Source organism: Microcoleus sp. F10-B2, assembly GCF_036704965.1.
Classification (GTDB): Bacteria; Cyanobacteriota; Cyanobacteriia; order Cyanobacteriales; family Microcoleaceae; genus Microcoleus.
Genome location: NZ_JAUBTB010000128.1, coordinates 1 through 14,222, shown reverse-complemented (window position 1 = coordinate 14,222; position 14,222 = coordinate 1). Strand labels below are relative to the sequence as shown.

The 14,222-nt window shown below is 47.9% G+C and carries 10 protein-coding genes; 7 read left to right on the top strand and 3 right to left on the bottom strand.

Translation table 11 applies throughout. From position 1 onward, the window contains the following. Positions 1 to 227: 227 nt before the first annotated feature. Positions 228 to 662 carry an NAD(+)--rifampin ADP-ribosyltransferase gene (gene arr, locus QUA99_RS29790; protein ID WP_333244209.1) on the bottom strand — a complete coding sequence of 145 codons (435 nt, stop codon included), beginning with the start codon at positions 660 to 662 and terminating at the stop codon, positions 228 to 230. Between the two features lie 197 nt (positions 663 to 859). Further along, positions 860 to 4,483, bottom strand: a complete 3,624-nt coding sequence (locus tag QUA99_RS29785) for an NB-ARC domain-containing protein (RefSeq protein ID WP_333244206.1) — start codon at positions 4,481 to 4,483, stop codon at positions 860 to 862. Positions 4,484 to 5,276: 793 nt separating this feature from the next. Between QUA99_RS29785 and QUA99_RS29780 the strand changes: the two genes are divergently transcribed. After that, a complete protein-coding gene (locus tag QUA99_RS29780) occupies positions 5,277 to 6,008 on the top strand; it encodes a hypothetical protein (protein WP_333244203.1) in 732 nt (243 codons plus the stop codon). Between the two features lie 87 nt (positions 6,009 to 6,095). Then, on the top strand, positions 6,096 to 8,036 hold the full coding sequence (locus QUA99_RS29775) for a S8 family serine peptidase (protein ID WP_333244200.1): 1,941 nt from the start codon (positions 6,096 to 6,098) through the stop codon (positions 8,034 to 8,036). A 274-nt stretch (positions 8,037 to 8,310) separates the two neighbouring features. On the opposite strand, the gene QUA99_RS29770 is transcribed toward QUA99_RS29775, so the two are convergent. Next, positions 8,311 to 11,088: a phycobilisome rod-core linker polypeptide gene (locus QUA99_RS29770; protein WP_333244198.1), complete on the bottom strand. Its 2,778-nt coding sequence runs from the start codon at positions 11,086 to 11,088 to the stop codon at positions 8,311 to 8,313. Between the two features lie 465 nt (positions 11,089 to 11,553). On the opposite strand from QUA99_RS29770, the gene QUA99_RS29765 reads away from it, so the two are divergent. The 5 genes from QUA99_RS29765 (at position 11,554) to QUA99_RS29745 (ending at position 14,131) form a co-directional block, all read left to right on the top strand. Next, the gene (locus QUA99_RS29765) at positions 11,554 to 11,709 is read left to right on the top strand and encodes a hypothetical protein (protein WP_333244195.1); all 156 of its coding nucleotides are present in this window, start codon (positions 11,554 to 11,556) and stop codon (positions 11,707 to 11,709) included. 60 nt (positions 11,710 to 11,769) lie between these two features. Continuing rightward, positions 11,770 to 12,978 (top strand): class I SAM-dependent methyltransferase, encoded by a 1,209-nt coding sequence (locus QUA99_RS29760; protein ID WP_333244192.1) that lies wholly within the window; start codon positions 11,770 to 11,772, stop codon positions 12,976 to 12,978. Between the two features lie 149 nt (positions 12,979 to 13,127). Further along, complete coding sequence (locus QUA99_RS29755; RefSeq protein ID WP_333244190.1) at positions 13,128 to 13,304, top strand: hypothetical protein; 177 nt, start codon at positions 13,128 to 13,130, stop codon at positions 13,302 to 13,304. A 92-nt stretch (positions 13,305 to 13,396) separates the two neighbouring features. Next, positions 13,397 to 13,642: a hypothetical protein gene (locus QUA99_RS29750; RefSeq protein ID WP_333244187.1), complete on the top strand. Its 246-nt coding sequence runs from the start codon at positions 13,397 to 13,399 to the stop codon at positions 13,640 to 13,642. Between the two features lie 288 nt (positions 13,643 to 13,930). Continuing rightward, positions 13,931 to 14,131 carry a hypothetical protein gene (locus QUA99_RS29745; RefSeq protein ID WP_333244184.1) on the top strand — a complete coding sequence of 67 codons (201 nt, stop codon included), beginning with the start codon at positions 13,931 to 13,933 and terminating at the stop codon, positions 14,129 to 14,131. The last annotated feature ends 91 nt before the right edge of the window (positions 14,132 to 14,222 follow it).

Genomic DNA, 14,222 nt, shown 5'->3' with positions numbered 1-14,222 from the left:
GCATGAGTTGTACGATCGCACGCGAGTAATTGGGACTACTTACAGTTTATGCCATAACCGCCTTGGCGGTTGCTATACCAATCGCATCTGGCTGGCTTTTCGGAAATCGGAAAGACAGTTACCAAAAATCAAACTGATGTTAGAATTTTGCAAATTTCAATAAGTCTATAAAGTTTTAATCCCCTCGCGGGTAAAAGTGAATTGCGACTTTATTTTCACATTTTTGCTCAATCCTCGATTGCCTCAATACCAAGTTGCTTAAGTCGCTCAAGATGCTCCTTCATGGCTTTGAGCTGTTCTGGAGTGTGTCCCTGCCAATCTGTAACCTCACCAGAGACCCGTAGCGGATTCCGAGAACGGTATGACTTTGTTGGGTTTCCAGGGAACTTCTTGTCCGTCAAATTGGGGTCATCTTCAATCGGACCAGTCGGCTCTACTATATAAATTCTGTCTGGCCCTTCGCCCAAGGCAAGTTCAGCTCCCCAAATAGCAGCATCCAAGGTAGCGGTTAGATAGACATAGGATGCCTTCTTCCTCTTACCGTAGTTTGAATTAAAGCCGGGTTCAATCAGGTCTCCCTGCTTCAGATTTGCCTTAGTGCCATGATAGAACCTTTGTGAACTTAGGTCTATTGACTTGTCCTCACTTCTGTTTGTTATCATTGTCGTTATATTCTTTGTGAATGTCAGTTTAGGCCTCTTCTTTTTCCTCATTGAAATAGTCGCCTTGCGTTGTCACAAGCGATCGCTCCGAAGAGAACGTCTCTTCGGAGCGCTCCGAAGAAAGGCAATCGCAGAAGTTTCGAGTTATTTACATTCTGTTACATAAGCGGGTTTATTTACACCTACCTACTTAAATTTCATAATTGGTTTGAGATCGCTCCTAACGCCTTTAATGTTTCCTTTTGAGCTTCCGTTAATCCAGTCACTCCAGTGATATTCATACCTTCGTAGAGGCGTTGAGGTCGAAGAACTTGCAAGCATTTCCCCAATTCTACATCCCAAAGACGGATAGTTTCATCTAAGCTGCAACTTGCCAGCATTGGCTGCTCGATAGCGCCCTCTGTTTTGCACGGAGAACTCAAAGCAACACAAGTGACAAAATTTGTATGCCCTTCCAAAACCTTCAAACAATTTCCAGTTAACACATCCCAAATGCGGATGGTACGATCGCTGCTGCAACTTATCAATCGATCTCCTTTGGCATCGAACACAATAGATTCGACCTGCCCCTGATGACCTTGCAAAGTTCGCAAACACTCCCCGGATTCGGAATCCCACAACCGAATGGTTCGATCGTCACCGCAACTAGACAACAGATGCCCTTGAGGATGAAACGCCACGGCCCAAATGCGTCCGATATGGGCTTCTCTGGTCAGGAGACAATTTCCAGTATGGATGTCCCACCAGCGGATGCAGTTATCGTTGTGACCGCTCGCCAACACATTCGATCGAGGATGGAAGTCCAGGGAATAAACAGGAGCGATCGCCCGAATAACCTGCAAACACTCTCCCTCCAGATTCCAAAGCTTAATCGTTCGATCGGAACTACCCGTTGCTACCCATTGCCCATTGGTGTGAATGCTTAATCCATGCGTCCAAGTGTTGTGAGCTTCAATTGTACGCAACAAATTTCCCGTTGAGCTATCCCAGTATCGAACTTCACCTGCTATAGAGACAGTTACAAAAATTATACCTTGTGTATCAAAGCGTACATTCCAAGGCTGCCCTTTGTGGTTTCCTAACAAACTAAGAAAAGTACCTTTTGCTAAATCCCACAGGCGAATCTGATGATCTAACCCTATGCTAATTAGACGCTCAGCTTGGGGATGGAAAGCAACTGAGCGAAAAGCTAGGTTAGTACCCTGCCAAATACTTGCACATTCTCCAATCGCCACATTCCAAACTCTGATAGCAAATTCATCTCCTCCGCTAAATAGTTGTTGACCATTAGAACTAATGACAATGGAAAAAATAGCACCGTGATGTCCCTGCAAAGTTCTCAGACATTGCCCGCTAGTAGTATTCCAAAGACGAATTGTGCAATCGTTACTGGCAGTGACAATAGTTTCTCCGTCAGGGGTGTAGAGCGTCCAGTAGACTGGAGCAGTGTGTAGCGCCAAGGTATGCAAACACAGTCCCATTTGCAGATCCCATTGCTTGGCAGTGCCATCAAAACTGGCACTAACAAGTCGGGCTCCATCAGGATGAAATGCTGCTTTCCAAACAAATCCTTCATGCCCTATTAGTGTGTTGAGGCAATTGCCGGTAGCTACATCCCAAAGCTTGATAGTTGTGTCATAACTACTGCTCGCTAAAAGTGTTCCATTCCCATTGAAGGTGACATCCCGTACCTGAGCAGTGTGTCCCGTTAAGATTTTGAGACAATCTCCCGTGCGGGCATCATGGAGTTGGATGGTAGCATTTTCCAGAGCGATCGCCAGCATTTCACCATGAGGATGGTATTCAAGTCCCCAAACGATGCTGGGTAATTCCCACTGTCTCAGGAAATTGCCCGTGGCTGCATCCCACCATTTAACGGTGCGATCGAAGCCTCCGGTCAGCAGCAAAGTGCTATCGGGGCTCCATCCCAAACCAGTGACATAGCAGGAATGGGCAGCAATGGTGTGCAGCCGTTTGCCAGTGGTAGCTTGCCACAGATATACAGTGCCAGAGTGATCGACAGCAGCAACCTTCGTACCGTCAGGACTGATAGCCAGAACTAACAGACTGCTCAGAGGTTCGGCAAAGGTGGAGTCTTTCAGCGTCGCTTGTGTGAGGTTGACGCGATGCAAAGGCACATTTTGCAAATTGGCTTGTCGGATCGCGAGTCCTGAAAGATCGGTTCCTGTTAAGTCTGCCTGCAAATGACACAGGAGATTGATGAGGTTGCCCGCTGCATAGCCCGGATGCCCCTGCTGGTGCCGCAACTGCTGCAACGACTGCTGAAGGTACTGCACCATTGCCGTCTGGCTCTGAAAATGGGGCATTAAGCGATCTGCCAGCGGTTCGATTAACACCCGTCTTTGGCTGTTGCGAATGTAGTCTTTGGCAGTAGCTTTCAGTAGGGCGTGGGTAGTTAGCAATTGCCAGGGGGGTTGAAGAATTTCGGCGATCGCAGCCTCGAAGATTTTTTCTGTTACGTACTCCATCACTACGGGTTGTTGGGTGTAGTGGTTGTCTTGTTTTTCGATCAAGGATCTAAAACTCAACGCCTCCAGCGCCTCTAGCAATCGACTTTTGGAAACCGCAGGCACAATATCCTGTTGCAACTGAGAAATGCTTGTCCGATCGCGGTTAATCGCCAGCCAGTACATGATGCTTTGCTCTAAAGGAGACAGCCGATCGAATTGCCGATCCAACAACCGCCGAATGCCGTTAAAAATAAACGTATTTTCCTGTAAGAAGGTATTAATTTCGCCATCGAATAGCTCTTGAATTGAAGTCGCTACAATTTTGAGAGCAAGGGGACTGTTACCGTAGCGATCGCCGAGATGCTGTTTCTCTTGTGCCGAACCCACCAAGCCTTTGCCCTGCACGATCGCCTGTGCTGCTTCTGGGGAACCTTCTAGCCTCCGCGATCGCACTGCCAGTTCTACCCCCTCCAGGGCCGCTACTTCCACCGGTTTTTCCCGGCTGGTGAGGATTACACAGCTTTGATGCCCCACTTCGCCCAGCAATCTCAATAGTTCGCCATAATCCTCAAAGCCGGGACGGAAGCGTCCGACTTGTTTGGCATCCAGCAGGGTTTCCAGGTTATCGAGAATTACCAGACAGTGCGACTGCCGCAAGCATTCCAGCAGTTTGCCGGGATCGGCTTTCGTCTCCTGCTGGTGCGACAGAAATGACACCAAATCCGCCAGCAGGATTTCGAGGGGAGGCGCGTTCCGCAGCGATCGCCACACAACAAACTCGAAGTGTTCTTGAATCTGCAGGGCCAGTTTTACTGACAGTGCGGTTTTGCCAATGCCACCCATCCCTAACAGGGCGACTAATCGACAGCGATCGCGCACTATCCACTGGGTTAGCGTGCCTAATTCTTGAGTGCGTCCGTGAAAAATGGAGACATCGATCGCTTCTCCCCAATCACAAAGAGGAACCATATTGAGGCTGCCGATCGCAGTGGCTGGTGTTTGGGCAAGGCTAGCTTGATGGTCAGCAAGAACAGGAGCATTCTTTTGTTTTTCTGTCTCTTGTCCCTGTTGTTCTGCAATTATTTGTCCGGCCGCAAGGCGTTCTACACAAGCACGAAAGCTTTTCTTCGTTACAGATTCGCCAAAGGCAGTTGATAAACGTTGCCATAACTGGGGTGCAAAGGTACGGCTGAGGTAGCTGGCAGAGTAGTTAGTTGTCTGCGCGATCGCTTCGTAGGTTTCTCCCAACCACGCACCTCTAAGCAGGGCAATTTCCATAGCAGTCAGAGGATTGCCCGTGCGATTTTTCACCAGCCGATCGACCCATTCAAGTCCCTGTTCCAGCTCCATGCTTTATCGAGAAAAGTATTAATTGTTACAAATTTTTTCGATGAACAATATTTCCTCTGAAGCTTACCAAATAATTGACGAATTTCATCTATTGACAGGAGACAATTTTTGTGAATTGCAATTCGGTTAAATTTTTTGGACTCTAACCGACTGCCAGCAATTGGCTCAAACTCCCTGAATTTAAACAGTTTGGCTGTGGCGGATACCTGCACGAACTTTATCTGTGGAAAATCGATCTGCAACGCGAAGTTTATCTATCGACATAAAAGCCTGAATTCGAGATGCTTGTACACATGATGCGAACAACACCTTGCATTAGATTGAGAATAAATCGAATTAGAAATCAGCAAGGCCAAAAAATTATCGCATCCTATCGTGTAGGCATTGGTGACAAGTTAAGACTTAATTGCATTTGTCAATCAGTAATATTACTCAAAAAAACTGCTTTTTTAGGAGTGGAAAATTTACGATTTGAGAGGGAGTAAGTATAAATATCACCTTCGGCACGATCGCACGATCGCCCAAATCTCAGTTTTATGCCCAAAATCCGAGTAAATGTTGAGCATAATTGCTGATTGACAAATGCTTTCTTAGCTTAACTTGTTACCAATGTCGTGTAGGTCCGATCGACCGCAATAAGTATGCCTCGTATTACGGACTTGAACCCGCACTATCCTGCTGCAGAAAGTCCGCACTACAAACAGTTTTTGTTATGGTAATCGACCGGACACGATATCAGTTATCTGCTTGCTAAAACTTGCCGATAGTTGCAAATATTTGTGAGGTAAAACCGATGAAATTACAAAAATCAATTCTAACAAGGAAAGCAAAATTTGTTTCTACAGTCATGGGAATTTCACTGTTAAGCGTACCGGTGCTGTCTGATATTACCAACGCGCAATCCCCACCGCCAGCCCTGCAAACCGGATTGCAATTTCAAGACTCTGAAGAATTCAATGTCGGTGCAGTAACTACTTTGTCTGTCACTACAACTTACCAAGTAGACTCAGGCAAGTGTAACGGTCAGTTCTATTTCCCTAATACGGAAACTCACAGCCGCAACCACGAAGAGCTAGTCTTCGGGAGAGCAGCCTTCATTTCCCAAACTACACCACCCGCTCCAGGGTTGCGCGTTACTATCCGAAATGTCACCCCTGGACTCGATCGAAACCCTTATCCTTATACCGAGCGCGAGTACAAAAAAGCTCCCATGTCAGAAAGATTTAAAGTGTCTTTTGACATCCAACACAGGGGTAATCATTTAGCTGTACAACCTGGGAATAATGACTTCTCTTATGAGATAAAACGCGGTGATACAGTCATTGAATCTGGTACTTTTACCTCCAGAATAGACCGCAAAAATCAAAGCATAACACGCATTGATTCTCCCAGTTGGAACTTCAGCTTAATTGACAACGAGCGGTGCCAACAGCAGAAACAGGACAGGAAGAATGAGTTACCTATGCCGCATCCTTACAGGCCCCAAGACGATCTAAGGAATTTGTTTAGAAATTTTTGGAACTAATTAAATTAGTTAAAAGCCCATGAATTGACAGCGCCTAGGTGAGGTCTCGTTTCGCATGAAAAAAAATTGTAATTCAGAGCAACTTCCATGAGCAATGATTTTGCAAATATCAAATTACCTGCTTTCCTCGATCGCAACAATTTGTTTCCCAGCAACAACATGACAAGTTCGATCGATCTCCCCAACAATTTGAGCGATCTGATGCCAGGATTGAACAATGTCAAAGATATCACAAACAATCAAGGCTTCGGTGGCGATTTTATTGATGGATTCAGCGATGATGACATCCTGCGGGGTACTGCCGACAGCGATACACTCTGGGGCTATGGTGGCAACGATACGCTGTGGGGCGATGCGGGGCAAGATGTCTTAATCGGCGGGACTGGAAGCGATATCTTTGTGCTGCAACAGCAGCAAGGAACTGACATTCTGACTGACTTCAATCTTAGCGATCGCGATCGGCTCTGTTTGGGCCCAGAGTTAACCCTCGATGAATTAATCGTTTACCAAGACACGGGGGAAAATAGCGACAGCACATTAATTAGCACTAAGACTGGGGACTTGCTGGCAATTCTGAAAAACACCCGTGCCAGCGCGATCGACTACTCAGCTTTCCTATCTTTGAGGGATGGAGGATCGGTGGTGGGGCGGGGAGATTGGGCAATGCGATCGGATATTGCTAGAGAGCGGTTTAGGGTAGACGGCACGGGCGTTAAAATCGGGGTTGTATCTGATAGTTTCAACCGTTTGGGTGGAGCAGCCGCAGATATTAAAAGTGGCGATTTGCCTGCAAATGTTAAGGTGTTAGCAGAAGAATCGGGTAATAACTTATTTACGTCTGCCGATGAAGGCAGAGCTTTGCTGCAAATTATCTACGATATTGCTCCAGGAGCCGATTTGTTATTTCATACAGGCTCTGCAGCGGGTGAGTTTAACAGCTCTCTAGAATTCTTAAAAGCAAGTCAAAGAATTGTGGCTGATGGCATTCGCTCGCTGGCAGCACAGGGAGCGCAAATCATTGTAGATGATGTGGGTTTCCTATCTCAACCGATGTTCCAGGATGGCATCATTGCCCAAGCGATCGAAGAAGTAGTCAAAAAAGGAGTTGTCTACTTTACTTCTGCAGGCAATAAAGCTCGCGCTAGCTATCAAAGTGCTTTCAACTCGGCTGGTTTCTTTGCTGGTTTTGGAGAATTGCATGACTTCGATCCGGGGATTAAAGTCGATATCTATCAAAGCATCACGCTAGAGAAAGATGATTCCTTCAGCCTCTCATTCCAATGGGACTCACCGATGGGTCGATCGACTAACGACCTCGATATTTACTTGGTTGACAGTACAAAACAAAAAGTATTGGCTCACAGTACGCTATTAAATGTGGGAGGAGATCCGATCGAGGAGCTGACATTTCGCAATGATGGTTCCTTTGGCTCCAATTTATTCAATCTCATGATTGCCAAGCGATCCGGTGATGCTCCCGGTTTGATGAAGTATGTGGCGGGCTTTTCTTCTACCTTCAAAATCAATAATTACAACACCAATAGTTCAACTGCATACGGAAGTGCAAATGCCAGAGGAGTCGCAGCAGTCGGGGCAGCCTCTTATTTTCTCACTCCTGAATACGGTGTAAATCCTGCAATATTGGAAGACTTTTCTTCGGCTGGCGGCACTCCTATTTTGTTTGATGAAAAGGGCGATCTTCTATCTAAACCCGAGTTGCGCCCGCAGCCGAGTTTCGTCGCTCCCAACAATACCAATACGACGTTCTTTGGTAACGATATTCTGGAAGATGCTGACAGTTTCCCCAATTTCTCGGGCACATCTGCAGCGGTTCCTCATGCGGCGGCAGTTGCGGCTTTGATGCTGCAAGCAAATCCCTACTTAAGCCCTGCGGACATTAATAGAGTGCTAGCGCAAACGGCTTTGGATATGGACGATCCAAACACGCCCGGTTTTGATGTGGGATTTGACTTGGCCAGTGGATATGGTTTGATTCAAGCCGATCGGGCGATCGAGCTAATTAGTTAAAGGTGTTCGGTTGTAGGTATTAGGTGATAGCTGTTAGGTGATAGGTGTTAGGCTGCTTTCGCAAGTTGCCGAAATGAGCATTTCATATTATCCCATCAGCGTTCATCCGCGTTTATCCGCTAAAATCTGCGGTTGCAAAAATACCCCGCTACAGCATTACCATAGCGAGGTATTTTTGTCAACTTACCAACTCAATCTTCTTAGAGGATAGGTAGGGACACGGCAGTGCCGTGTCCCTACGGCACTCGAAGAGATCGAGCTGGAATCTGTTGTATTAGCTTCTGTCGATCGCAGCCACAGGCTCAAAACTCGGAACCACAATTTCACCGTTCTGCTTAGTCAACTGGTTGTACAGTCTTTCAGTATTCGGGAAATTAGCAGCCGGTAGAGTCGGGAACCGGCGGTAAGGAACAGTATCCTCACCAAAAGCCTCAGCATATTCAACGCTGTTCAACATCGCGTTGATAAAGCCCTTAATCCCTTTACTTGCCAAGATTTGGTTGTAGGTCCGAATCTCCGCCTGATTGCGAGGAGCCCGGCCCAAGAAGTGCTTGGTGCCCAACTCAATCACCTTAGTATTTGGATAAGGTGCATAGAACTGTTTGACGTACAGCGAGGAACAACCTAAACCTTCAATGAACTCCTTGAGATTGATTTCATTGTTGCCAAGTTTGCTTTCCAGCGCCGTGAATTCATTCTTCACAACGTAGGGATTCAAGTCGCGTTCAAAAACTTGACGGTAAGCAGCTTGAATTAAAGTTTTCAAAGCTACTTTGTCCGAAGTATTCGTCAGCTTGAACACCTTAGTTTGTTCGCGCCGCTTGCTGACACCTTGAGCAATCCGAGTTTGCAACTCGAAATCGCCCCGATCGCCTGCGACACCGAGTTCGATAAACCGAGGCGTGTCGGCAATCTGAGCTTGGAGATTTTGCTCGGCAACGGAACCCGATCGCATCGTCCGCATCGACAAACCTGCGGGAGTTACGTAGCGCTCGTAGGGCACTGTATCTTCCCCGAAAGCTTCGTTGTACTCCAGACTGTCGATGATGCCATCGACCAGCGCGTAGAAACCCTTCTTAGCACAAATGTCAAAGTAAGCGTTCATTTCCTGACGGCCGTAGGTAGGGCGTCCCAGGAGTCGGCGGTGAATGTACTCGATCGCCTTACAAACGTAAAGCTTGCTCCAGTACATATTGCGGAACACGTCAGACTTCGCCAACATCCGAATAAACTCGCGCATCGTGATGTCGCCGTTTTCCAGCTTAATTTCCGCCACCTTTTGGCGCTGGCCGTCGAACACGTCGCGACCGAACACTTGCAGGTAAGCAGCCCGAATCACCGCTTGGGTGGAACTTTCGGTAAATTTGACACTGGAAGCACTGCTGTAGCCACCGCCTGCAACAGCGCGGCCCGTCAGTTTTTTGGGAGACACGTAGCCACCCGGCAACTGGTCTAATTTAAAGACCTTGGGGCCGAGAGAGCCGGGAGCCTTGCCGCGGGCTTCCGGGTTGCTCAATTGGTTTTCAATCCCCGCACCTTGACGGATCAGGATACGGCGGGTGTCCTTGCCGAAGGGAGCTGGACGGTTTTTGGGGTTGCGAGTTTCTTTCGGGAAAATCGCGCCGAACTGAATTTCTAACGGGTCATTGCCGACACCGTAAACGTGCTGGTCTGGCAGCGGCTGGGTGTAGCCTGCGAACAAGGTGATGAACTGAGGAACCTTGCGGAACGGAGCGCTGAAATTGAACAAATCAATTTGCGGGCCCCAGTTGCGGCATTCCTGAGCTTCTTGGCCCAAACCCCGCAGGTAAGGCACGGTTTCTTCGCCGAAGTAGTCGGAATATTCCTGGGAATAAACCATCGCGTCTACGAGGGCTGGCAGGCCGCCTTTGGTGACGATCGCAAAATACTTGCTGAATTCCTCCCGCGAGCTCAAACCGCGGCCTAGGAAGTGACGAGCGGCCAATTCTACAGCACGGCTGTTGACAAACGGTTCGTAGAATTGCTGGCGGTACAGAGGAGATTTGCCAAGGCGACGAATAAACTCTTTCATCGAGATTTCGCCATTTTTGACCTTGGATTCCAAGTCAGAAATGCTTTGGCTGTATGCGCGGGTAATATCGCGCTCGAATACTTGGCGGTAAGCTGCTTTGACTATTTCTTGCTTTTCCCCCGAGGACAGACCGGTTTTCATGACGAATTTCGACCGGCGCTCGGCTGCGTTGAAGTAGATTTGAGGCAGTTGCAGCCCTTGCTGGTCGTTGGTTTCGCGCTGCCGCACCTTGTCTGAAGGTGTCGGGGCTTTGAATTCGGTAATAGCTACGTCGAAATACTGTCCGACGATCGCACTTGCCTCGCTATCCTTTTTGAAATAGCCCAAGGATGCTGCCTTCATTTCCTGCATTGCCACCAGCGTCGCCGCCGACGAGCAAGCATTTTCGATGATTTCTCGCAGTCCGCGCACGTTCACCGAAATAATGTTCGGGTCGCCAGCTACGATCGCGTAGGTGATGTAGCGCAAAAACCAGCTCAAGTCGCGCAGAGATTTGGTCATGTTGCCAGGGCCGTAGCGCGAGACATTGATCGGCCCAAATCCTGCTGGGATCGGGCCGCCGCCACCGTTGCCCGAAAACAGATTTCCCAGCCCCAAGAAGCCGCCGCCACCGCCTGAGCCGTTGCCGCCGCCTGCGCGACTTTCAACGTAGGTGACATTTCCCAGTTTCATGCCTTCAGAGACATTCGCCGAGCCGCCGCGAGCCGCGCCTGCTACAGCCATCACAGGTTCTTGCGGTCTTTCCAAAAATGCCAGCGGGGAACCGCCGGTAAAAATTCGGTTGGCTGCGCGGGATACTATCAGTTCCGAGTTTTGGGTCAGCGTCTCAGAAATCGAGATCCGAAGAGCCCCTGAACTGAAATAACTTGCCAGTTCGCTGAGTTCGCCCCGCTGTAGGAAGCGGTCTTGCTGTTCTGCTTGCGAAATTGTTGCGACCGGTACAGTTTGATATAGTTGCGGACGCGCAACCGAGCTTCCACCACTTGCCTTTACAGTCATTAGACTCCTTCGCTCCCTATCTAAATCGTTGCAGCATTTACCCAGACTAACCTTGCCTTCTCATGCAGGTAAAATTAGGTATTTTTGCTTTGTTTACTTTTTGCCTTTACCTGTCACGAGGTTCGGGCGCGCTTACTTTCTTAGATTAAAATGTTTTGGTTTCATCTTTCTGCCTGCCGGGAAATGTCCGATCGGAAGGCAGGCACGGGGTACTCCCTCCGCTGCGCCCCGCCCGTACACCCGTGGAAAAAAAGACTCGGCAGGAGAGTTGCCTTTGGGCGATTGCAGCAAGTGCCTTTCATTAAGGGAAAAGAAAATCAAAAATTTTCTTCTGCCTTTTTCTAGGCCTCTTGCTCTCTTGAAAGACGCCTCCGCTTTACCCGAAAGCTGAGCGGTAGGTTATTGACAGTCCTTGTTTGTTAAAAAGCCTGTCGAGATTTATTGTATAGATTTAAGAGAGCTTATATGAGAAAAAATGATAAGTTTTATTACGCGGAAGCTGTCAGGGCTTGGCTATCAAGGGTTAGTCGATCGCCCGATCCCTCTGTTTCAGGCTTGCCCAACTATCGCGAAGCGACACTTTTGTTGCGAGTAACGCAGCAACAGAAGTGCATGGCCTAGCGCTGTTACCCCGTAGCTACTGACAACCAATCTCAAAACCCACGCCCTATTACCTCACCTATGGATACTACGCCTGATATCAGCGCTGCCGTGCGGCGGCTTTACGATACTTTCCCTTTCCCGCCCGATCCTTTGTCCGATGAACCGCCCCCTGGGTACAACTGGCGCTGGAGTTGGCCTGATGCTTACAATTTTTGCACCGGCCAAAAGCCGCCAAAACTAGATGTTCGGATTTTAGACGCTGGCTGCGGCACTGGTTCGAGCACCGATTATCTGATTCACCTCAATCCTGAAGCTTCGGTGACGGCGATCGACCTGAGCGAGGGTGCTTTGAAGGTAGCACAAGAACGCTGTCGGCGATCGGGGGCGCGCGAAGCTGATTTTCGCCACCTCAGCCTGTACGATGCCGCCGAGTTAGAGGGCGAGTTTGATTTGATTAACTGCGTGGGCGTGCTGCACCACTTACCCGATCCGATCCGGGGCATTCAAGCGCTGGCGGCGAAGTTGGCGGAGGGCGGTTTGATGCACATTTTTGTGTATGCTGAGCTCGGACGCTGGGAAATTCAATTGATGCAAAGGGCGATCGCACTTCTTCAAGGCCCGCAAAAAGGTGACTATCCGGATGGGGTGAAAGTCGGCCGTCAAATCTTTGCTTCTTTACCAGAAAACAACCGTCTTGTCAAGTACGAAAAACAGCGTTGGGCAGGAGAAAATCAGCGGGACGAATGTTTTGCGGATATGTACGTTCACCCGCAGGAAATTGATTACAATATCGAGACTTTGTTCGAGTTAATTGATGCTTCGGGATTGGAATTTATTGGTTTTTCAAATCCGGGATATTGGCAGTTAGAAAGACTTTTGGGTAAAGCGCCGGAATTGATAGAAAGAGCTCAGGGTTTGACGGAACGGGAGCTTTATCGATTAATTGAATTGTTGGATACGGAAATTACTCATTACGAGTTTTTCTTGGGCAAAAAGCCTGTTAATAAAATTGATTGGTCGGACGATCAGGCTCTTTTGGCGGCAATTCCAGAGTTGAGTGGTTGTATTCACGGTTGGCCTAGTCAACAAGTGTTTGATTGCAATTACCAATTGCTCAATTTGTCAAGTGCGGAATTTGAGTTTTTGCAAGGTTGCAATACCAGAACTGTGGGAGAGATTTTGGCGGATGTGGAGATGGGATTGGATGAAGTGCGATCGATCTTATCAAAACAGCTCATTTTGCTACACCGTCCGATCGGATATAACAATCGACAACAGGGGAATTGAGGACACGGCAATGCCGTTTCCCTACCCCAAAATAATTGATCGATCCCCCTCGCAACAGATGTAACCATCGCCAGATTAACTGTAGGGAAACGGCACTGCCGTTTCCTGATTGTGGGTAACTTCCCGTAAAATCCCAAATCCCAAATGGATTGACACAGGCCCCCCTCTGCGGCTACGCTTTGAAGTTAGAGGTTGCTTTGCTTGTAGAGGAAGTAGCCCGCGTCGCCCAAAAATCTAGTTGCACTGCCCAAAGCTGTTGCGAGCAGCAATGGACAGCTAACCGCCAAACTGATCACAGCAGTCTGGAGGCTAACGGAGTATCTTAACATCCTCTGTAGCCGCCCTGCTATGCGTTGAAATGCGGGGCGGCTGGGTTTTTGGGTTTTTCTAGAAAACCCAAAACCAGGAGAACATAATTATGTCACAGGAATTCTTGCCTGACGACAACAAATTCGATCGGCCAAATGACGACTCAGCAGCAGAATCGGAACAGGATGTGGTTTGTGTAACGGTGACAGGTTCGCCCAAGGGTGTCAGGGAAACCATACTCACTTTGTACCGCCTGGGATTTGCCGAAGTGGGCGATTGGAGTCCCGTACAGCGTGCAGCTAATCCGAAGCAAGTGATGAGTGTGCTGATTCGCCGTCGGAAGCGTAAAGCGTAGGTGTTTGCTCGTTCCCAGGCTAAGGCCTGGGAATGCCTTCCATGAGGCTCTGCCTCCTGTTTTTATTTTTATCCGTTAGTGAGGCAGAGCCTCTGGCTCTCGGTTCCCAGGCCTTAGCCTGGGAACCAGTTAAGAAGACCAACTAATATCAGGCACGTTACTTTACTAAATCAGGATATGAGTATTTTCTGATTTAGAGCCTCAAATAACGCTAGGCAGGGATACCCATATTTATTTGTTAATATAGAACTATTGATTTTTTAGCAGATTTTTATGTTGAGGTAAATTATGACAAGGAAACGATATTCTTCTTATAATAATGAAACTGTTGTAGTGTTTTATAGACCAAAAGTTACTAATAATGACGAAGAACGCATTTACCGAATTGAGCTTAGGGGTTCTTATGATGAACTTCTTAGTGAGTGGAATTTTTTAGTACCCCGTACTAAAAAAGAAGTGTTGCAAGAACTGCCATTTTTACAATTTTAATTTTGATATGGGTGCAGGGTAAGCTCATCTAATTTGGTATAAATTGTACTTGACAAAAAGACAACTATAGAAAACGTGGCATTCACGTATG